This window comes from Polaribacter sejongensis (genome assembly GCF_038024065.1).
GTDB classification, from domain to species: Bacteria; Bacteroidota; Bacteroidia; order Flavobacteriales; family Flavobacteriaceae; genus Polaribacter; species Polaribacter sejongensis.
In genome coordinates this window covers 138,900-161,267 of the sequence record NZ_CP150667.1, presented here as the reverse complement: position 1 = coordinate 161,267, position 22,368 = coordinate 138,900, and the positions used below count along the sequence as shown (strand labels likewise).

The 22,368-nt window shown below is 30.3% G+C and carries 14 protein-coding genes; all 14 read right to left on the bottom strand.

All coding sequences use genetic code 11. From position 1 onward, the window contains the following. Positions 1-653: 653 nt before the first annotated feature. Positions 654-1,952 carry a TRAP transporter large permease gene (locus WHD08_RS00600; protein WP_208889649.1) on the bottom strand — a complete coding sequence of 433 codons (1,299 nt, stop codon included), beginning with the start codon at positions 1,950-1,952 and terminating at the stop codon, positions 654-656. 6 nt (positions 1,953-1,958) lie between these two features. Continuing rightward, complete coding sequence (locus WHD08_RS00595) at positions 1,959-2,429, bottom strand: TRAP transporter small permease (protein WP_165730728.1); 471 nt, start codon at positions 2,427-2,429, stop codon at positions 1,959-1,961. Beyond that, positions 2,429-3,415 carry a TRAP transporter substrate-binding protein gene (locus WHD08_RS00590; protein ID WP_165730726.1) on the bottom strand — a complete coding sequence of 329 codons (987 nt, stop codon included), beginning with the start codon at positions 3,413-3,415 and terminating at the stop codon, positions 2,429-2,431. The genes WHD08_RS00595 and WHD08_RS00590 overlap by 1 nt, the downstream gene beginning before the upstream one ends. A 476-nt stretch (positions 3,416-3,891) precedes the next feature. Continuing rightward, positions 3,892-4,533: a hypothetical protein gene (locus WHD08_RS00585; RefSeq protein ID WP_208889650.1), complete on the bottom strand. Its 642-nt coding sequence runs from the start codon at positions 4,531-4,533 to the stop codon at positions 3,892-3,894. Positions 4,534-4,624: 91 nt separating this feature from the next. Further along, on the bottom strand, positions 4,625-5,659 hold the full coding sequence (locus WHD08_RS00580; protein ID WP_208889651.1) for a hypothetical protein: 1,035 nt from the start codon (positions 5,657-5,659) through the stop codon (positions 4,625-4,627). Between the two features lie 84 nt (positions 5,660-5,743). After that, positions 5,744-7,060, bottom strand: coding sequence for a RagB/SusD family nutrient uptake outer membrane protein (locus WHD08_RS00575; protein WP_208889652.1), 1,317 nt, complete (start codon positions 7,058-7,060; stop codon positions 5,744-5,746). A 10-nt stretch (positions 7,061-7,070) separates the two neighbouring features. Beyond that, the gene (locus WHD08_RS00570) at positions 7,071-10,364 is read right to left on the bottom strand and encodes a SusC/RagA family TonB-linked outer membrane protein (RefSeq protein ID WP_208889653.1); all 3,294 of its coding nucleotides are present in this window, start codon (positions 10,362-10,364) and stop codon (positions 7,071-7,073) included. A gap of 3 nt (positions 10,365-10,367) precedes the next feature. After that, complete coding sequence (locus tag WHD08_RS00565; RefSeq protein WP_208889654.1) at positions 10,368-12,923, bottom strand: zinc-dependent metalloprotease; 2,556 nt, start codon at positions 12,921-12,923, stop codon at positions 10,368-10,370. A gap of 96 nt (positions 12,924-13,019) precedes the next feature. After that, positions 13,020-14,657: a sensor histidine kinase gene (locus WHD08_RS00560; RefSeq protein WP_208889655.1), complete on the bottom strand. Its 1,638-nt coding sequence runs from the start codon at positions 14,655-14,657 to the stop codon at positions 13,020-13,022. Between the two features lies 1 nt (position 14,658). Further along, positions 14,659-15,429: a LytR/AlgR family response regulator transcription factor gene (locus WHD08_RS00555; protein ID WP_166382299.1), complete on the bottom strand. Its 771-nt coding sequence runs from the start codon at positions 15,427-15,429 to the stop codon at positions 14,659-14,661. Positions 15,430-15,689: 260 nt separating this feature from the next. Further along, positions 15,690-17,519, bottom strand: coding sequence for a T9SS type A sorting domain-containing protein (locus WHD08_RS00550; protein WP_208889656.1), 1,830 nt, complete (start codon positions 17,517-17,519; stop codon positions 15,690-15,692). Positions 17,520-18,154: 635 nt separating this feature from the next. After that, complete coding sequence (locus tag WHD08_RS00545; protein WP_208889657.1) at positions 18,155-19,570, bottom strand: MFS transporter; 1,416 nt, start codon at positions 19,568-19,570, stop codon at positions 18,155-18,157. A gap of 10 nt (positions 19,571-19,580) precedes the next feature. After that, positions 19,581-21,029 carry a glycoside hydrolase family 30 protein gene (locus WHD08_RS00540; protein WP_422894397.1) on the bottom strand — a complete coding sequence of 483 codons (1,449 nt, stop codon included), beginning with the start codon at positions 21,027-21,029 and terminating at the stop codon, positions 19,581-19,583. A 53-nt stretch (positions 21,030-21,082) separates the two neighbouring features. Continuing rightward, positions 21,083-22,357 (bottom strand): glycosyl hydrolase family 17 protein, encoded by a 1,275-nt coding sequence (locus WHD08_RS00535; RefSeq protein ID WP_208889659.1) that lies wholly within the window; start codon positions 22,355-22,357, stop codon positions 21,083-21,085. Positions 22,358-22,368: the final 11 nt, after the last annotated feature.

Sequence of the window (22,368 nt, the reverse complement as noted above, 5' to 3'; positions counted from 1 at the left end):
AATTAGTGTATAAAAATGAATCGTTTATATTTTTTTTTAAACTAAACATAACTTTGCTATCGATATAACAATAATGTTTTATCATAATTTTTTGTCTTCTTAACAAATTGCAAAAGACATATTCAATTTAAAGTTACCTTACCTAAGGTTCGTTAAAATGAACGTTTAAAATTAGACGAAGTTCTTTCTTTTACAATTATAAACTCATTAGTAGTTTGAAAAGATTATAAAGAGTCTATTATGAGATTGAATAATACAATACTAATAATTAGATATGTATTGAGTTTCAATAATATTTATCTTTTCTTACAAGCCTTGTTTTTAATTATATTTTACTGTCCCAATCAATTATAAAAACAATTGCTTAAAACTTAATTTTAAAAGATAATAAGGCGGTTCCAACCACAATCCCTAATATATAATAGGGAAAAACATAAAGCACTTCCCTGAATATATAAAGTAGGACTATATTAGGGAAAGCCTTAATCAATCATTTAAATGAAATATTGTAGTATTGAATTATCAAACAATGAAAATTGATTGGCTAAAAAGGTAATTGATATATATAATTTCTACAAAGAAAAACCCAATACGTTTTAGTAAAACATATTGGGTTTTAAATTATTTATATGGATAAATAATTGATATTGATGCTACAACAAATCAAACTGTCTAGGTAACCAAAGTGTTAATTCCGGGAAATAAGTAATTAGTAACAACACACCTATCATTACCAAAAACAAGGGCAATAAAGGCTTTATTACTTGTTGTATTTTTAAATCTGCAACACTACATCCCACAAAGAGAACAGAGCCAACTGGCGGGGTACAAAGCCCAATACATAGGTTCATTATCATGATGATTCCAAAATGAATTGGATTCATTCCTAATTCAGTTACAATTGGTAAAAAGATAGGTGTAAAAATTAAAACTGCCGGAGTTATATCCATAAAAACACCTACAAACAATAATATTAAGTTAATGATAATTAAGATTACAATTGGGTTATCACTAATAGCCAATAACGTATTACTAATTTCTTGCGGAATGTTTTCATAACTCATTACCCAAGACATTGCAATAGACGTTGCTATTAAAAATAGTACAATTGCAGATGTTCTTATTGTTTCTAAAAAAATTGGAGAGAGATCTTTTATTGTAATTTCTTTATAGACAAAACCTAAAACTAACGTATAAATAACCGCAATAGCAGAAGCTTCTGTAGCCGTAAAAATACCTGCTACAATTCCTCCAATAACCAACACCAACAACATTAAACTTGGAAAAGCCGCAATAAAACGTTTAAAAAACTCTCTAAAAGAAACCAATTTATCCGTTGGGTATTTTTTTATGATTGAATAAACTAAAGCAACAACCATCAAAGCAAAACCAATTAACAAACCAGGCACATAACCTGCTATAAATAATGCCGCAATAGAAACCCCTCCACTCGCTAAAGAATAAACAATTAATACGTTACTCGGCGGAATAATTAATCCTGTTGTAGCACTTGTAATATTTACAGCAGCACTAAAAGACTTATCATAACCTTCCTTCTCCATCATTGGGTTCATAAAACCACCAATGGCAGAAGCAGCCGCAACTGCAGAACCAGAGATTGCTCCGAACAACATACACGAAATAATGTTTACAAAAGCCAAGCCTCCAGGAAGTGGTCCCACAATAGCTTTAGCAAAATTGATCAACCTGACGGCAATACCTCCCCGATTCATAATTTGCCCTGCTAGGATAAAAAACGGAATTGCAGACAATGTAAAACTATCTAAAGATGTTGCCATTCTTTGCGCCATTGTAGCTACAGTTGGCAGAAAAGGCATTGAACTTAACAAGGTTAATAGGGCTGCTAAACCAACAGCATAGGCTATTGGGACTCTTAATGATAAGAAAATTAAAAAGCTGGTTACTAAAATTAGGACTTCAACTAAATTCATATCTTTTTAGGCTTTATTTAATTTTCTTTTATTAATTAATGTATCTATGGTGTAATAGCAAATTAGAATTCCAGAAATAGGAACCACTAAATAAACAATTCCCAAAGGAATCTCTAAAGTTGCAGATGTTTGACCGAACTGGAAGCTTAACTGACACAATCTAATTCCTCCAATAACCATTACTATAAAGGCAAAAAAGAAAGTAGATAAGTAGACAATTCCATCAAAGAAACTTTGTTTTTTTGCAACTACATGTTCCGGTATTAAATCAATCGCTAAATGTAAATGTTTACCAGTTGCATACGCAGCCCCCAATAATCCTATCCAAATTAGAGAGAAACTAGAAATTTCATCTGTTATAGTACTTGGTGCTCCTAAAATAAATCTTGAGAATACCTGCCACACAACACTTAACAACATTATTGTTAAGATTAAAAGCACTAATTTTTCTAATATATTATCAATTTTCGCTCTCATTATTGTTTGTTTTTTATGGATAGTATTAAGGACTTCATTGCTTCATTATCAGCAAACATATCTAAAACACCTTGCGTCTGTTCTTCAAAAGGTACTTTATCTGGATAAAAAACCTCCACACCTGCTTTTTTAACTGCTGCTAGAGATTCTTTTTCTGATGCTGCCCATAATTTTCTTTGTACAATTGTACTTTCTGCAACCGCTTCTTTTAACCAACCTTTCTCTTGTTCATTAAATCGTCCCCAAGTATCTGTACCAATTAATAAAACATCGGGTACCGACGTGTGTTCATCCAAAGAAAAAAACTTACAAACCTCATAATGTTTTGAAGTATAAAAACTTGGAGGATTATTCTCTGCTCCGTCTACAACTCCTTGTTGAAGTGCTGTATATAATTCTCCCCAAGAAATTGGTGTTGGAGACCCTCCCAAATCATTAACCATAGCAACTGCCATGTTGCTTTTTTGAACTCTTATTTTTTTACCCTTTAAGTCTGCAGGTGATTTTACTGGTTTTTCTTTCATATAAAAACTTCTACTACCCGCGTCATAAAAAGTTAAACCTCGTAGTCTAAATTTTTCTCCTTTCAATAATAAATTGTCCCCTATCTCACTATCAAAAACACTAAACATATGTGTTTTATCTCTAAACATGTAGGGCACACTAAACACTTTATATTCTGGTATAAAATTCTCTAAAACAGCAGCAGATACTTTTGTAATATCTAAACTTCCAATTTGCAATAATTCTAAACATTCTCGCTCCCCACCTAACTGGCTACTTGGGTAAATGTTTACAATTAGTTTACCGTCTGATTTTTCTTTTAGTCGCTCCCCTAAAATTACCATTGCTTTGTGAACTGGATGTTGTGTGTCTAAAGCATGAGCTAACTTTAAAACTTTTACTGTTTTCTCAGTTTTACATCCAGATAAAGACAAGAGAAAAACAAAAAGAAAAGCAGTAATAACAGTATTTCTATTAATCATTATGTATAAAATTTATTAATTGTAAATTTAAAAACCACAACAGTTTATACATATAATTTATAAACCAATTCTATAACCTATTACCCATTTTGAAGTAAAAACGCCTAAAATAACTTTGTGATTAAAGCCCTTAGACTGTACGATTTCTTTTAATGTTATTCTGAGAGTTCATAAAACGTAAGACTTTTAAAAAGCAAGTAAACTTTTGTTTATTTTATAGATTGATATTATTAAACACACTTGTATATATATTTAGTTAAAATGAAACTAATGCCATCTTTGTTTAAATAAAACTTAAAAGAAAAAATATAAGTTATAAACTATCAATATAAATTTAGCTTTTCGATTTCTTATAGTGTAGAAATTCATCTAAAAAATAAATCCCTGAAGCGCTGCTTCAGGGATTTATTTGAATTTAAAAAACTTAATTGAATCTATCCATATTTCCTCGATACAAATCAATTTCGATTTTTCTCCTACTCCATTTTCCATATTCTAAGGAAACTGGTTTTAAAAGCTTCATCATTATTCGTTGATATACTATTTTCTAAATACGTTTGTATTTCATTCATTCTATGACTTCCTGAAGGATGGGTAAAAGAACTACCTCCTAACAAGTTTTGTAAAAAAGGAAAGTCTGTACTTAATAAACAAAACTCATTATTCAGTTTTGATTTAATTAAATGAATTGCAATTAAATCTGCTAAATATTCTGCTTTTTTATAATCGTTTGTGATACTACCCTTTGGTATGCTACCTTCTAAACCAAATAATCTTGCTTGCGGAATGGTTACTATATGTGCCACTTCATGTGATAAAGCAAATAGTTGAATATGTTTTTTTGTTACGTTTATCAAACCTTGGCTTATTTCTACATAGCCAAAACTAGCACCCGCATTTATGCTTAAATCACTTTTATCAATTTTAAATTCTGTAGGTATTTCTACATCAGAATATTCTTTAAATAAGGGTAAAACAGACTCGTTATATATTTTTATAATTTCTTCTTCTTTTGTTAATGGAATAATTTCATTTTCAGGAAGTATAACTTCGTTAGAGGAATTTGAATTGCAAGCGCACATCAAAAAAACTAAGAATATTAAACGGAATTTCTTCATTTAAAATAAGTGTTATATAAACAAACACCCTTAAAATTAAGGGTGCTTGTTTTAAAAATAAAAAAAAGGGGGTTGTTATTGATGCTATTTATTAATTAGCGTAATATGTAAATGTTTTTTCTACAGTATTTCCTCCATCATAAGAAGTATAAGAAGCACTTAAAGGGTAGTTATCAGTATTATATATATAAGTAACAACATCATCCGCTAAAGAACCAGAAATAGGGTTATTTGTATTTATTGATTCAATTCCGACATTAATAGCAGCATATGCCGTTGGATACATTCCTTTAAAAGGGTTATTATTAATATCGTAAGTAGCAATGTAATCAGTTCCGTATCTAACTTCTTTTGTAACGTTTCCATCAACAACAGTAAATAAAGTTTCAGTTACTTCATCTTCATCTCCTGTTTTATCTGTTCTTTTCTCAGAGATTAAATCTCCAAATTCATTATATGTATAATTATAAACGTACGTTAATACATCATCTACAGAATAATCTGCTTCTGTAATTTTTCCAGATTCATAAGTATAAATAGTGCTTTGATTAGTTGCTGTTACTTTTTTCTCTATTATTTGATTTTTATCGTCATAAACCAAATCAGTTACCGTTGTAATTATAGTTCCCCATTCATCTGCTTCTTTAGTTATTGAATTAGCAAAATTAGCATCGTTATAAGAATATGTAGTTGTTGATAAACCAAACCAAAGTTCATCTACCTCATAAGTTTTTAATTGAGAACCACTACCAACTTCACCACGAACAGTTATAGTTACAGTATAATTTTTAGTAGTAACTTCATCTTCTGCAGTTACCGTAAAAGTTTTAGCTTCACCATCTACAAAAGAAATTGCTGCACCAGAAACTGGAGAAACAGTTGCATTTTCTGAAACCATAATTGTAGGAACAACGGCAGTTAAGTTTGTTCCAAAAGGAACAGTAACAAGAATATCGGTTCCTAAGTCGTAAACAATATCAGCTGCATTTACACCATCAATAGCAATTGAAAAATCGGTAATAGTTGCCAAAGATGATTCTATTGGAGCATCATCATCACTTGAACATGAAACAGTTGTTACAGCTAAGGTTAAAAAAACAGTAAGAATCGAAAAAATTTTCTTCATAATTTAAATATTTAATTGGGTTATTTTTATCTTATTATTAAAATTGTAACCTATAAGATAATAAAGGGTTACAACTGTTTTTATTTATAAATTAGGGTTATTAATAGTAGCATCATTAGGAAAAGGAATCACATATCTAGCATCGTTTTCCTCTAATATGTAGGTTACTCCGTCAAAAATCTTAGTTAATTTAGGTTGCGTAGTTCTTCTTAAATCATTCCATCTTTGACCTTCAATAGCAAACTCTCTTCTACGTTCTTCTAAAATTTCTATTTTTAGGTCGTTACTTTTTAATGAATTTACGTTTGCTTTATAAGTATTAAAACCATCGGTTGTATATCTATTTTCTGCAAATGATATTAATTTTTCTTTTGCTAAAACATCTTTATTTAACGCAGCTAAACATTCTGCAATGGTTAAATGTAATTCGGCTGTTCTATAAGAAACTTTAAATTTAGTTTCTGCCCCTTTTTTAGAACTAAAACTTCCGTCTGTATTTTGCTTAAAATAAAGTGGAAAACGTAAATCTGTCGTTTGATTATAAGCGTTGATTAAAGCATCTGAAATGGTTGTATTACTAACCAAATCTACAGAAGCAATGGTTTCTAATGCCAAAATAGATTCTACGGAGTTGTATTCTGATGGCATTATAGAAGTATCAGCATTCAGATTTTGAATTTCAGCATTTATAGCAAGTGCTTCATTTGCTGCGTCTATTGCTTTTTGCCATTTTTGTTGATATAAATACACACGCGACTTCAATGCTTTTACAGCAACTACAGAAAATCTATAATTATATCCAACATCTTGTTTTTGAATGTTTAATAAGCTTTCTGCTTTAGCAAGATCACTTAAAATTAATGCATAAACTTCTTCAACAGATTCTACAGCATACTCCTTTTCTGCGTCATATTCTGTAGTAATTGGCACACCAGGATCTGTATTTGCTGTTGCTTTATTGTAAGGTTTTGCGTATAAATTGATCAACTCGAAATACTGCATTGCACGTAAAGCACATGCTTCTCCCACCAATTGTTCTTTCTCTGACAAATTTCCTTCTATAGTGGCTTCACTATTTATTACATGATTGGTGTAAAAAATAGTATTGTAAAAAGTAGCATACGGAAAAACAGTTGTTAAAGGACTTGGGTTTAGATCATTCCAAATAAAAAGATCTTGATAAAACTCTATTCCAGCTGCGTCTGCACTTAAAGATAATTCATCGGTTCTGTACGTTGTTAAAACCTTATGATTTTTGGCTATTGAATATGCTGAAGTTAGAAAACTTCTATACTCTTCTACAGATTTAGGGATTACTTGCCCTACTGGTTCAATATCTAAGTATTTATCACAAGAGATAAAACTTAAAGTGACAAAAATGCTATATATTAATTTTTTCATAAATTATTTTTTAAAAAGAAAGATTAAATCCTGCTGAAATAATTCTAGGAATAGGTTGTGCATATAAACTACCATACGTTTCTGGATCAAAAAAGCCATCATAATCTGTTCCGATCACAAATAAATTACGTCCTTCAAGGTTAAAGTTTAAGCTTGATATTTTTAACTTTTCTAACTTTTTGCTAGGTATTGCATAACTCAACTTAATACTGCTCACTCGGATATAAGAAATATCTTTTACCCAAATATCTAAGTCATTATACGTTTGTCCGTCATCTGAAGAATTGAACCAAGTGTACACTAAATCGGTATCGAAACCAGGAGAGGTTGCTCCAATTAATGCTGGATAATTACCAGTTCCTGCTTTTAAAATATCTGTACTATAATTATTTCCGGGTTGTGCTAAGGCAAGGTTATAACTTGGAGCAGCTTTTACAGTTTGTTTTATATTAAAATTAGTTAATACACGTAAATCAAATTGTTTGTATTTAAAACTATTTCTAAATCCACCACTAAACTTCGGTGTTCCATCGCCCACATAAGAATATAAATTTCTGTGTTCTTCTCTTGTTAATTGACTTCCGTTGGTTCCTGCTTCTAAATTATAAAAATCTACTGCAGAAACTTTTTTACCATCTTTCCAAAATAATGGTAATCCGTTGCTATCTAATCCTGCAGTTTTAATTGCAAAAATGGCATTTACACTATATCCTTTTAAAGAAGGTTTAAAGTCTTCTTCTCTAATTTCAATATTATCAACAATACTTTTATTGTGAGAGATATTTAAACCACTTGTCCATTTAAAATTAGGTGTATCAATATTGGTGGTATTTATAGCAAGTTCAAATCCTTTATTGCTTACAGTAGCCCAATTGGTATTGATAAAATTATAACCACTTTCTAATGGTACAGATCTTAAACCTATTAAATCGGTACTTTTTCTTGCATAATAATCTCCTGAGATATAGATTTTATTATTTAATAACCCTAAATCTAAACCGACGTTTGAGGATACTGTTTTTTCCCATCTTAAATTTCCATTAGGTGCGTTTAACGCTCTAATAGTTTCTTCGCTAACTCCCGGAAGAATCGATTCTGTATAATATTCTCCAACTACAAAAGGTGATGTAGATTTATCAATATTTCCTTGCACACCGTAAGATGCTCTTAGTTTTAAATCGGTTACAAAATCAACATTATACATAAAGTCTTCTTTATATACATTCCAAGAACCGGCAAAAGACCAAATAGGTAAGTATCTATATTTAGGATTTACCCCAAATAAGTTAGAACCATCATATCTTAAACTTGTAAAAGCTGTATATTTTTTATCGTATGTATAAGAAGCTGTTCCGAAGAAAGAAGCGTATGCATTTTCGCTCAATGTTTTTTGATAAGGATCAAATAAAGAATTGGTTAATGAACGCTCATCTGTAATAGCAACAGAAGTTAAAGTGTTTGCATTGTAACCAAAACCTTTGGTATGAATTTGTGTTCTTTTGTTTCTTCTAAATTCTGTCCCTAACATAACATCTAGTTCATGAACATCATTAAAAGAAGTGTTGTAATTAGCAGTTGTTTTCCAGTTATATTGAAAAACATCTGCATTCCAATTCTGAATAATTCCACCTTTAGGCATATAATAAGAAGTACCTGTAGATGATGCATATTCAGATCTTTGCTCATATTTACGGGTATAGTAACTGTCTTCTGCACTATACTTTTCAGTTTTATCAAAATCTAATTGTAAACCTAATTGTGTATTAAAGTGAATATCTTTATTCAATTTATAACCAACATCAAAAATGGCTTTTAATGAGCTTGATACTAACTCGTAATTCGTATTTTCTCTTTCTTCTAAAATGTTATAATCTAGATTTAAATCTGATCTTTCTACCAAATCTGGATCATACATATAATTACCATCCGCATCCTTTACTTTTAAATATGGATTGGCATTTCTTGAATAATTAGAAGGGTTTGTATATGCATCTGCTCCTGTAATATAAGAAGATGTTGTGGTTTGACTACCAAATAACGCTACACCAACTTTTAGTTTTTCGTTAACCTTAAAATTATCTTTTAACGTAATATTAAATCGTTTCTGACCTGTACCTTTCGTTGTTCCTTTTTCATCGAAAATACCTGTAGAAAAATAGTAATCATTATTTTCTGTTCCTCCAGAAAGACTAACACCATATTGTTGGTTTATAGCCATTTCATACAACTCATCTCCCCAATTAGTATTGGTGTTTTTTAAGTTATTGATATCATTTTGAGCATCACTAGAAATACTACCAAAACCATTATCTCTAAAATTGTCATACTCGCTGTAATTATTTAAAATTCTAGCAACCTCTCCTCTATCTTGCTGATATTTTAAATCGGATCTACTTGCCAAAAGTAATTCGAAATCTACTTTTTGAGCAGAATTCATTAAATTCAACTTACTAAAATCTGGTTTTTGAGTTACAAATACATTCGCATTTACATTTATGCGCATTGCTCCTTTTTTTCCATTTTTACTAGTGATCACAATTACTCCATTTGCTGCTCTTGCACCATAAATAGAAGTAGCAGAAGCATCTTTTAAAACCGTAATACTTTCTATGTCTTCTGGATTTAAACCTGCAATTGGGTACGATTGTAAATTATCGATATTATCTTTATCTCTAAAATCTTGTGGAATATCATTTCCTTCTAACGGAATTCCGTCTAACACCCATAAAGGATCTGAAGAACCATTTAAAGTTGCAGCTCCTCTAATAGATATTTTTGAAGGTGCACCTGGAGCACCACTTATAGGCTGAATAGATACACCCGATAATTGCCCAACCAACATTTGATCTACACTAGCAACACCTGCTTGATTGATATCTGTCATTTCTACCTCTGCATAAGAAGAGGTTATTTTGCGCTTTTCAATTTTTTGATATCCAGTTAAAACAACTTCATCCAAACTTTCTGAACTCTCTTTTAAAGTAATAGATACGTTTGAAGTAATTTTAGAAACATCAATTTTTTCAGTTTCATATCCCATATAAGAAACCAAAAGAAACTTAATGTCTGCTCCTATTTTTAGAGAAAAATTACCATCAAAATCTGTGGTAGTTCCCAACATTGTGCCTTGTATAACTCCGTCTGTATTGGTTGTATTTCCTATAATTGCAGACGATGCGTACACAGATGCACCAACAATTGGCATTTTAAAGCCAGCGTCAATAACTTTTCCGTTGATTACTTTTTCTTGCTGTGCAAAAAGTAAACTAGGAATAAAAACTAACAGGTATATTAATTTCTTCATGATTTAATTTTTCAAATTATATTCAATTCTTGCCATTAAATCACTATAATGTGCTTTAGTAGCTCTATTTCCTCTATTTTTCTTTCTTTTTAAAAGCACCAATATTTTCTCTAATGCAGCTCTTTTACTAGTTCCAATATCTGCAACTCTAGGTAAATATGAAAAGTGTACATTTTTAAAATTATTAGCGTCTTCAGAAATTGTATTTTCCTTTGTTTTTTCTAACAACTTATTTCTATCTACAGTTAAAACATCTACATAGTTTTTCTGTGTAATACGATCAAACATATCTAAAGATTTTCCCTTTTCAGTTTTCTTAAAAATGGCTTCAAATAAACTATCGAATACATATTCTTCTGTAAAAACCTCTTGATTATCTTTCACTAAAACTTCATTTTCTGTAATTCTCATCAATCTATCTGTTTTTATCAAAGCGTAAATAACGTTTGTTTGATAAATACGTAACATAGAAACAGGAGAATAATATCGTTCTCCATCTGGAGCATCTCTTACTGCAAAAACTTTATTGATAATATTTGGCATAAACAACCATTTTTGTGGTAAAACAGCATTTTGTATAATATAATGCAATGCTTCTTTTTGCATTTTTGTAGATACTGGTTCAAAAGTGTCTTTTCCATCACCATAAACGGTATTGTTTATATACACTCCTCCAATATTTGCCATTACATGACCATTATAGGTAGACCATTGGTCTATAACTGCCTTGTATAGTTTAGATGCTTTGTAATAATCCTGCCCTTCTGCTGCTGTCCAACTTAAAATATTTGGCAATATTCTCTTTAAATTCTTTAAGCCATATTCACTTGCTTTTACAGCATTATCTCCTAAATCTTCACTTTGAGACCTAGGGTCAATTACTTCACCTTGTTGTGGTCCATAAAAATATAAAGGATCATTTTCATGCTTACGAATCCATTGGTTTAATACTGGAATTTCTTGGTGAGCAGATGTCTCATCCATCCATCTATATCCCCAATCAATTGCATAGGTATCATACACACCAATTTTAGGGGTAATATCTGTAACGTTGTCTTCTGGTTGCGCTACATAATTAAAACGAGCATAATCCATAATAGACGGTGCTGTCCCTCCCATTTTAGCGGTAAACGTTTTAGATCTTAAAGAATCTACAGGATAACTAAATGATGCACCCATATTATGTTTTAATCCAAAGGTATGACCAACTTCGTGAGATGAAACAAAACGAATTGCTTCTCCCATATGTTGGTTAGAAAACTTGTTTGGTCTTGCTTTTGGATCGATAGGACCTGTTTGCACACGAATCCAAGAATGTAAACCTTTCATTAAATTATGCCACCAAATAATATCTGATTCTAATATTTCTCCACTTCTAGGATCTACAATAGAAGGTCCCATAGCATTCTGTTTTTCTGATGCTGCATAGGTAATTACAGAATAGCGAACATCATCTGCATCAAAATCTTTATCCTCTTTAGAAGGAAACTTCACTTTTAATACATTTTTAAATCCAGCTGCTTCAAAAGCTACATTCCAATCATACACACCCCGTTCTATAAAAGGGCGCCATTGTTTTGGGGTAGCAGGATCTAAATAATAAATAATTTGTTTTTTAGGTTGCACCAATTCTCCTCGTTTATATTTTTCGATATCTTCTTCTCTAGGTTCTAATCTCCATCTTGTAATCATTCCTCTAGATTCAACTTCTTGTTGATCATCAGAAAAATAATCCATCGGTTTTGTAAAATACCCAATACGTTTGTCTGAAAAACGAGGTTTCATTACATCTATTGGCAATAAAACAATATTTGTAGTAATACCAATTGTTAAAGGTAATGCTGCACTTGCTCCTTCTTTAACAGAAGTGGTTAACAACGATTTTACAACAATATTTTCAGGAAAGGATTTTATACTTTCTAAAATAGACAAGTTTGTTTTTATACTTCCTCCTAAACCTATATTTGTAAGTACATCGCTAAAACTTTGTTTTTTACCATTAAAAATTTTATTTACTTTAATAAATACAGAAGTAGAGTCTGTATTTTTACTTTCAATTTCAAATTCTTCTATAATAGACTCCCCAAAATTATCTTTTACTGATAAAGTAATTGCATCATTTTCTGGAGATTGAACCCTAGGATTTATGGTTTTAACCCAAACTTTGTTTAAATCAGTGTCTTTATAAAAACGAACAAGTTTGGTTTCAAAAGTCATCCCTTTGTTTAAACCATGTCCGTTTAAAGCATAAGGAACGCTAGACACTTTATTTACAATTAACAAATCTCTAGATAATAATGAATCTGGAACTTCAAAATAGTAATCTTCTTTTATAGCATATACATTGAACAATCCTTTTTTAACATTCCCTTCTTTTAAAAATTTCTGATACGTCAATTTTTTAGCATCCGTAGGTTTTATAGAATCTTTTTTTTCTTGATTTTCTTTATCAGAGGTATCCTTTTTATCCTGAGAAAAACCAGACAAGCTGGTAATCATCAAAATAGAAACAATTAAATACTGAACCAATAAAGCGCCTTTTAAAGAGGATATTTTCATAAATGACATTGTTAAAACATCAAATTTGCATGATATCAACAACTTAACAAAACAAAATGGAGTGAACTCATTAAAAAACGGAGTGAAATAATTTTTTTAAGTAATAAATGGCAATATGCACACAAATTCGTCATCAATTACCCCTGTTTTAAAGGCTGATATATTATAAAATTGATACGTATTCTCTAAATAAGTCAATCCAATATGATGACTATCTTTAGCTTTACACTTTCTTGGTGTGTAATTATTTTTAATGGTAATAAAATCTTCATCAATAACAACACTAATCATCAACGGATTTATTTTAGTTATTTCATTATGTTTTATCGCATTTTCTACCAACGTTTCTAAAGATAGAAATGGTATTTTTTTAACTAAAATTGTATCATCACAATTATTTTTAATTGTTACATGTAAACTCTTATTAAATCTAATTTCTTGTAAAAAGATATATTGTTCTAAAAAGCTCATTTCTTCTTTTACTGAAATTAAATTCCCTTCTCTCTCATCTAAAAGGTATCTATAAACATCCGCTAACTTTAATACAAACTGTTGTGACAAATCGGGATTTAAATCGATTAAAACATGTAAAGAGTTTAAACTGTTGAATAAAAAATGTGGATTTATTTTTTTCTTAAGTTGATTCAATTGAAGAATTGCATTTTCTTTCTGATACTTTTCATTGCTATATATTAATTGCTCCTTCTCTTCTACTACCTTTAAATTTTCTACATATTCTTTTTTTAACTGCAATCTAGAAGCTATTAAAAGCAACATAAATGTAGTAAATGCTAAAAAACTAATCCAAGAAAAATATCCTTGTAAATTTTTTGTGGTTTCTTTTAAATGAATATCAACAGGAAAACTAACGACAACAATTAAAGGAGTATTTCCTATTTTAATGGTATCGAAATATCGTAAAACCTCTAAATCTAAAAACTCTGATATGGCTTTATCTTTAAGAGAGTTGATATTATTTGGTACATAGTATCCATTAATTTTAAGAGAACTTTTTAAAATTTGTTCAATAGAAATGGTACTAAAATAAGTGTCTATTTTTTTCCCGATGTATGCCGTATCCGGATGCAACATACAAATACCGTCTTTATTGGTAATTACCGTATAACCTCCATCTCCTTTATAGGCTTCAGAAAAATAACTCCAAAATGAAATTAAATCAACATCATAACCTGTATAAACAACATTATTGTTTGATAGTTTTTTAATATAGATTTTCCTATTAATTACATTATTTGCTTTCGTTATAATGGTATCTATAACCACCTCATCTTCTACAAAATGAATATTTTTTAGAAATGTATCTATTTCTTTTTGATACAAAGAATCTTCCTTATTCGAGAAATGAGTTTCCCTTATTCTTTTAGGTATATCAATGGACACAAAACTATTATAAATGCTATGATTCTCTATAGCCAAATCTGAAGTGAATAGTAATTTCTCTTTTAAAAATTCGAAAGAATTATTTTGTGAATTTTGAAGAATTTTTTGGGAGTTTTTGAAAGAGTTATTCAGTTGATTAAATTCAAAAGCAACAATGTTTTCTTTGGATTTTAAATTCCCTTGAATAATATCTTGAATTAAATCTTCTGTAACCGATGTAATTTTAGGCGTAATTAATGAACTTCCAATAAAAAAAACAGCAATCAACAGCATACTTATATATAAATATTGCTGATGCTTTTTTAAACGAGTCCAAAATATAGAGGTTTGCATATTAATTATTTAACCATTCTTTAAAAGGACTCACATTTTTTGAGCTAATTAAAATAAAATCGTTGCCTTTAGAAGACGGTTCTAATTCTATTTTTAATCTATTCTGACTGTATTTTACAATCGTTTTTATAGCTGTGTGACGAACAATAAATTTTCTATTTATTTTAAAAAAATCTTTTTTCGATAGTTTTAAATCTAAATTTAAAATGGTATCATCATACAAAAAACTGTCTCCTTTAATAGTATATAAAAAAAGCGACTTATTTTCTGCCATAAAATAGGCTATTTCATCTGCACTTATAGATATTAATTTCTCTCCCCTAGAAACTAAAAATCGCTCTTGTACTACTTTGGTTTCTTTAGATTTCTTAAAATGAGATAATAAACTTTCTAAATCATTAGAATTATTTACGGGTGCTGCTGAGTAATTTTTATACTTTTCTAGCGCAGCATTTAATTTATGTTTGTCGTATGGCTTTAATAAATAATCAATAGCAAAAAACTGAAATGATTGAATGGCATATTGATCAAATGCTGTGGTAAAAATAATAGGAACATTGATTTTTAAGGCTTCAAAAATCTCAAAACTTTCTCCATCTCCTAAATGAATATCACTTAAAATTAAATCGCAGCTATTGTTCTTAAACCATTCGATAGATTGCGCTACACTTTCTAACCGTTTTTTTATGTTTATAGAATACGTACTTTTTAATAGTAAATTTTCTAAAGATGCTGCTGCTAAGTCTTCATCTTCAATAATAACAATATCCATTTTAAATTGATTTATATTTTTTTTAAAGCCGGGGGCACCTTACTCAATATATTATAAATAATTATAATTATTTATAATGATATTGAAAAGCAAAAATACAAATCTTCATTAGAACTAAATTATATAAAAATATAGGATTTTTTTATGTAAAAAAGTTAGTCATTCAGACGTTTTGTTAAACTTTTATAAATTATTTTATATAATGGACAAAAAAAAAGGATACTAAATAGCATCCTTTTTAAGTTAAATAAAAATATTAATTATTCTTTAATAAATTTTGCTGTTGCAAATACGCTATTTATAGAACACTTAATTAAGTAAATTCCAGAGGATAAATTAGAAACATCAATAGATTCGTTATTTTTATTGATTTCCAAACTCATTACTTGCTTCCCTAATAAATTATAGATCGCTGCACTTTTAATTATGTTTTGAGCAGTAATATTTAATCTATTTGAAGTAGGGTTAGGAAACATAGAAACGTTTGACAAAGCATTATCATTTACACCTGCTGTTGCAGAATTAAATAAAACAACATCATCAATATAAAAAGTAAAATTTGCAGAACCATCACCTTCTGTTCCATTATCAAAAATTATAACCAATTTATCATAGGTATTCGCTTTATTAATTGACGTATAATCAAAAGTTAAAGTTTCCCAAGTATTCGCCATCGTTGTTGCTACTTCTTTTTCGAAAAAAATTGCCCCATTTCCTGAATCTTCTACTTTTAATAAAACTTTTGCTCCTACTCTTGGAGAAAAAACTTTCATTGTAAACATGTCGTTATTTGCAAAATCCATTGCAGCACTCATATTAAGAGAACTTCCTCCCCATGGTTGACCTGCACTTTTAACCATTTTACCAACATTTGCAGAAGTATTGTCTGCATTACTATGAGGATTTGTTTCTGTTGTTACAGCTCCTCCATCAAAATCTCCCCATGTCGTTGCGCTCTCAAAATCTAGAGGTAAAGCTACTTTAGGTATTACAACACCTGAAGAAGACAACGAAATATCATCTATATAAAAAGTATAATTTTCGCTTCCATCTCCCATTATGTCATTGTCAAAAATAATAACTAATTTTTTATAAGATGCCGTTTTACTTATTGCTGCATAATCAAAAGTTAAAGTTTCCCATCCATTTGCAATTGTTGTTAGAACTTCTTTACTATAATTAATTCCTGCATCTCCAGAATTTTCTACTTTTAATAATACTTTTGCTCCTACTCTTGGTGAATATACTTTCATTGTAAAAGTATCATTATTAGCAAAATCCATTGCAGAACTTAAGGTTAACGCACTTCCTCCCCAAGTTTTACCTTCAAATTTCACCATCTTACCAACTTTTTCTGAAGTATTATCTGCATTGTTATAAGGGTTTGTTACTGTTGATACAACTCCTCCATCAAAATCTGACCAAGTTATTTCGCTTTCAAAATCTAATGGTAACGAAGCAGTACCTGCAACAGGAGCTGCTGGTGCATCTGTTAATTTTTCTGCATTAAATTTTATATTATCAATATAAATGGTGTTACCTTCTGCTCTATCCGCCATATCTTGCGTCCAATCTACAAAAACAACCATTTGACTAATATTTGATAAATCTCCATTAGGATTTATACCAGAAAGATCGAATGTTAATGTTTGCCATTCATTAACAACTAAATTACCAACATTTTGGTCTGTAATTTGAAATGAAGTTCCTGCACTATTTGTTCCCATTTTAATACCTACAGTACCTACGTAATTTTTATGTACATCCATAGTTAAGGTTAAGTTACTTGCAACACTCATATCAATTTTCCAAGTACCAAATTTAGAGTCTTCCCATTTATTATTAACACCTGCATAAAAAGCATTACTAGGTCCCATAACAATTTTCATTACTTTAGAAGTCGTAGCGTTTACACCATTTAAATTTGGATTGTCTACTATTTCTGCTGGAGCTGGTTCGTTATCAAAGGTATACCAATTAGATGCTAATCCTGACGGAGTACCTTCTTCAAAATCTAAATGATATTCTTGTTGTTGTGAAAAGCCTATTGAAGTAATTAAAAAGGCTAGTAGTAAAGTAATTTTTTTCATAATTATTTGTGTTTTAAATTTATGAAACAATATTAACCTTATTATGCACTATATTAACTTAAAACACTACAACAAAAAACATACAACCAAAAAATATTCTGAATTTTAAGTTTATTTATCAATGAAATAAGTACTTAACATCGTTTTATTTTTCCTTTAAATTACTAATTATTAAATAGATATATTTATTTGTATTGGTAATGTATAGCTAAAAAAACATAAGTAGAGTTCTATTTTTGTTTGAGATTGTTCTAAACCAAAATAAAACGAATAACTTTCCACTATACACAAAATAAACAATTCATTTATCAAGATCTTAATTACTTTTATGCAATTTGAATCCCCTTTATGTTCTTAAAGTAAAATAAGAATTAAAATCTGTTACACCATCCTACATAAAAAGTATAACTATTACAACCCCTAATTTGGTATCAATAACCATTAAAACCTCAACTTAAACTCCTTTATTTATGCAATACAGATCCTACAAAAAAAACGCTATAAATAATTAATATTCATAGCGTTTAAAAAATAATTTAAAAAGTAACTTATCTTATTTCTTAATATTTTAATTTTCCTTTCTTAACCTGTTACCTGTTATCTATAGAAACTTAAACATCATCAATTTCTCTATTTTAGTGTACCTTACGTTTGTCTAATTCTATTCTAATTTCTCCAGCACGTTTCTCAGAAAGGTCATAATTTCTCATGATGTACATTGCAATAAGAGTTCCTGCTATAGGAAACCCTGAAAAGAATAACCTTAATCCAATAAGTGCCTCTTCTGTCTGAATATTAACTGCAGAATCAAACCCTACAACAGATAAAATTGCACCACTTAAACCTCCTGCAATTCCGAACCCAAACTTCACCATCCACCAGTAAATAGCTCCAAAAACACCTTCTCTACGTTTACCTGTATTTAATTCATCTAAATCAATTACATCTGCTGTCATAGACATCATTAAAGTAAATAAACCTCCAATACCAAAAGAAAAGAAAGGCAATGCAAAAAGAAACATATAGGGTTTACCAGGAATAAACAAAAACCATAACATAATATAACCAACTACAGAAATCCCTTGAGACACCATAAAGGCTTGTTTTTTACCTAATAATTTAGACATTTTAGCCACAATAGGAATCACTAAAAAAGTAGTTACCAAAGCCCCAACACTTCCAAATAGCGTTGGCCAAATTCCTGCGGCAGCAGCATCTCCTTTAAAAAGATAGTACACAATAATAAAAAAAGTAAAACTTGCTACGGTATTAAATGCATTAAAAACAAAGAAAGTAGCAAAACATAGTTTCTTAAAAGGTTTAGATTTAAAAGCTTCTACAAAGTTATTTCCTATTTCTTTTAAACTTCCTCCAATATTTTTTAATGTTAAAGAAGCATAATTTTCATTTATGGTAGACTTACTTTTGATAAAAATAGCAGGTACCATTGCACAAATTGCAAAAACAACGCCTACCCAAACAGCCAATTCTCTTACCGCAACATCTGCTGTAACATACCATTCTGGATCGTACATAATAACCCAAAACCAAGGCGCAATTACCCAAGCCCATTGACCAATCCATTGTGCTACTGCCATGATACTTGTTCTCTCATGAAAATCGTCGCTCATTTCATAGCCCATAGCTACATAAGGAACACTAAAAATGGTAAGACCTAAATAAAATGCAAAAGAGGTTAATAAGAAATACCAAAAATTATAATCGAGCGAGTTTTCTCTAAACAATTGCCACATAATTATAAAGGAAATCCCCATTACAATGGCTCCAATAAAAACATACTGTCTTCGTCTACCCCATCGAGATTTGGTGTTGTCTGAAATATATCCCATAATAGGATCTGTAATCGCATCAAAAATTCTTGGCACTAAAGAGATAACTCCCCACATCCATCCTGGAAAACCTAAATCTTTTACCAAAACGACTATAAATATTCCTATTACAGCTGGAAACATTTGATTTGCAAGCATACCTACTCCAAAGGCAATTTTTTGACTCAATGGAACTTTAGAAGACGTTTTAGTATAAGACATAATTTAGATTTTATTTAGTTGCTATCATTACTGTTTGCAATGCTTGTGCATCTATATTTATAAGCGTTTCTTTTCCTCCTAAAGAGATTTTAAAACTTTTCTTCGTTTTCCCTTCATTAAAAACCACTACAGCAATAGAACCGTCTGTATTTTGAGCTGCTGTAACTTGTAATTCTTTATCAGAATTGTTTACCTCAATTACTTTTGCTTCTGGTCTTATGTATTTACTAAAATGTGCCATGGTGTAATACAATGGTGTAAAATAAACTTCATCTTTTTCTGGATCTACAATTACCGGAGCAACACACCAATTCTCAAACCAATTTGGCCCTCCTTTGGTATCTAAAACCATGTTCCAATCTACCCAACCGTCTACCCAGTTATTAAGACAACCAATAATATCTCTTGCATATCTATTTACAGGAGCATATTTAGGGTGTAAATATTTATTTTCTGGTTCTCTCCAGTCATATCCCCAATCTGTTGCTTCTTTTTTCCAATACCAAGCATCGTCTTGCCAAACAGGTATTTCAGAATCGATACATCCTTCTGTTTCAATTAAGTATTTTTCTGGTGCTTTATTATGTGCATATTGTAACGCTTCTGGGAAAACTTCATAGGTACTTTCATACCAATGAATTGCAGTTCCATCAAAATATTTTGAGGCACTTTCACTTCTATACATTTCATCTACCCATTCTTTTAAGCCTTCTCTATTTTGATCGTAGCCTAAAATAATTTTATCACCATAACCCTCTTTTTCTAATTTTGGACCTAAATGGAACTCAACAAAATCGGTCATTTCTTTTGGAGTAAAGTGCATACTCTCCCAATTATCTCCATTTCCGTGTGGCTCATTTTCTACTGTAAACCCCCAAATATCGATTCCTTCTGCTTGGTAAGCATCTATATATTTAGAAAAGAACAATGCCCAAGTATCATAATATTTTGGTAATAATTTCCCTCCAACCCATTTGTTATTATCTTTCATCCACGGAGCTGCTGTCCAAGGTGATGCAAATATTTTAAATCCGTCTTTAGACGCTTTCATGGCATCTTTTATCATCGGAATTAAATCATCCATATCATCTTTTATTGTAAAGTGTTCTAAATTCACATCCTCTGCTACCGGAGAATATGAATACTGACTTAAAGAAAAATCACAAGAATTCATGTGGGTTCTTGTTAACGAATAATTTGCGCCTTCTTCTGAGAAATACGCTTGAATAATAGTATCTCTATTTTTCTGACTTAATTTATTTAATAAATAAGCAGATGATTCTGTAAAAGCACCTCCAAAACCAGTAATGGTTTGAAAGGTTTTATCAGGATTTAATGTAATTGTAGCTGCATTTTCAGCTGGAATAAAATCAGTGATTTTAGTTAGTTTATTTCCTGCTTCCGAAGTTTCATAAACATCTACAGATAATTTATGTTCCTTCTGGTTGCAACTAATCATTATGACTAAAAATAGTGTGTAAAAAAAATAGTTCGTTTTCATTGTTGTTATTTTTATCTTTTATATTCTGTGTTCGGAACCAAAACATCATTCATTAATGCCTCTTTATTTCCATTATATGTTTTTGTTATTTCTTTCCTGTTTCTTGTTAAACCTTTAAAAACACCTTTATCTACCAAACTCCAAAGCGGATATTTAGCTTGTCCTTTTAAGTTGATCAATCCAAAGTGATTTTCTGATCCATTAGCATTGTTTGCATCTTTCCATTGTTCATCAAAAGCCTCAAAATAGAAACAAGAAATTCCTTCTTTATGCGTCCAATCTCTTAATTGTTGATAATACAAACCTTGCTTATATTCATCTGTAGCTCTAGAACCATTTACGCCATAATGTCCGCTAGAAATAGTTGCCCAACCAGTTTCGCCAATATGAATCGTTTTGGTAGTATCTATACTTTTTACATAATTTACAACATCACTATATTGTTTTTTAGCAAACGTAAAAGCACGCAACATGGCACTGTCGACCTTTTCTTTGTCTGATAAATTTTCTTCAATTTCAGGAACTTTCCAAAATTCAGAATTGTAATGTGTATTATGGTATGCATACGTGTGCATAGAAACATAATCGACCGCTTTAATTAAATCTTCTAAGTCTTTGGTATGATAAACAGGATCTCCGCCTCCCCAAGAAGCAAAATCATCTGAACTTGTAATCCAAACATCTTTAGACAATGCGCCGTTTTTCTTTAAATCTTGTAAATGATTTACCCATTTTAAAATTACATTGGGTTGCACAAAATAACTTGCAGCCCATTTTACCATAGCTTCATTACCTACTGCAATTACTTTTACAATGTCTGGATATTTGTTTGCCAACGCTACTGCTCTTGCAATTTCCCCTTCATTTTGATCACTTTCAATATCATGATTTGGTTCTTTGTCCGTCCAAGCATTTAAACAATCTATCCAAGCCCCCAACATTACATACATTTCAAAATCTACATCATCTTTTTTAAGTTGATGAATGGCTTCTAAAACATTCGCTGCATGTGGTAATTCTGGTTGAACATTGTAAGTTCTTAAAACCTTAATACCCATTGCCGAAAGAATTTTTAAATCTTCTTTCAACTCTTTAATTGTAGGCTGATTTTCTCTTGAATTCTCTCGATATCCTCCATAAGAAATGGCTAAATACTCTGGATTTCCTAAAATATGTTCTGCTGTTATTGCTACCTTTTGCTCTTCTTTTAACTTCACTTTAGAATTACAACCAACACCAAAAATCAACACAATAATTGCAAAGAAAATTTTAATAATTGAATTCATATTTTTGATAA

Excerpts from the sequence above, each read along its gene's own strand:
- WHD08_RS00575 (WP_208889652.1), bottom strand. The coding sequence starts at position 7,060 with ATGAAAAAATTAATATATAGCATTTTTGTCACTTTAAGTTTTATCTCT.
- WHD08_RS00560 (WP_208889655.1), bottom strand. The coding sequence starts at position 14,657 with ATGCAAACCTCTATATTTTGGACTCGTTTAAAAAAGCATCAGCAATAT.
- WHD08_RS00595 (WP_165730728.1), bottom strand. The coding sequence starts at position 2,429 with ATGAGAGCGAAAATTGATAATATATTAGAAAAATTAGTGCTTTTAATC.
- WHD08_RS00545 (WP_208889657.1), bottom strand. The coding sequence starts at position 19,570 with ATGTCTTATACTAAAACGTCTTCTAAAGTTCCATTGAGTCAAAAAATT.
- WHD08_RS00570 (WP_208889653.1), bottom strand. The coding sequence starts at position 10,364 with ATGAAGAAATTAATATACCTGTTAGTTTTTATTCCTAGTTTACTTTTT.
- WHD08_RS00555 (WP_166382299.1), bottom strand. The coding sequence starts at position 15,429 with ATGGATATTGTTATTATTGAAGATGAAGACTTAGCAGCAGCATCTTTA.
- WHD08_RS00580 (WP_208889651.1), bottom strand. The coding sequence starts at position 5,659 with ATGAAGAAAATTTTTTCGATTCTTACTGTTTTTTTAACCTTAGCTGTA.
- WHD08_RS00600 (WP_208889649.1), bottom strand. The coding sequence starts at position 1,952 with ATGAATTTAGTTGAAGTCCTAATTTTAGTAACCAGCTTTTTAATTTTC.
- WHD08_RS00550 (WP_208889656.1), bottom strand. The coding sequence starts at position 17,519 with ATGAAAAAAATTACTTTACTACTAGCCTTTTTAATTACTTCAATAGGC.
- WHD08_RS00535 (WP_208889659.1), bottom strand. The coding sequence starts at position 22,357 with ATGAATTCAATTATTAAAATTTTCTTTGCAATTATTGTGTTGATTTTT.
- WHD08_RS00540 (WP_422894397.1), bottom strand. The coding sequence starts at position 21,029 with ATGATTAGTTGCAACCAGAAGGAACATAAATTATCTGTAGATGTTTAT.
- WHD08_RS00590 (WP_165730726.1), bottom strand. The coding sequence starts at position 3,415 with ATGATTAATAGAAATACTGTTATTACTGCTTTTCTTTTTGTTTTTCTC.
- WHD08_RS00585 (WP_208889650.1), bottom strand. The coding sequence starts at position 4,533 with ATGAAGAAATTCCGTTTAATATTCTTAGTTTTTTTGATGTGCGCTTGC.
- WHD08_RS00565 (WP_208889654.1), bottom strand. The coding sequence starts at position 12,923 with ATGAAAATATCCTCTTTAAAAGGCGCTTTATTGGTTCAGTATTTAATT.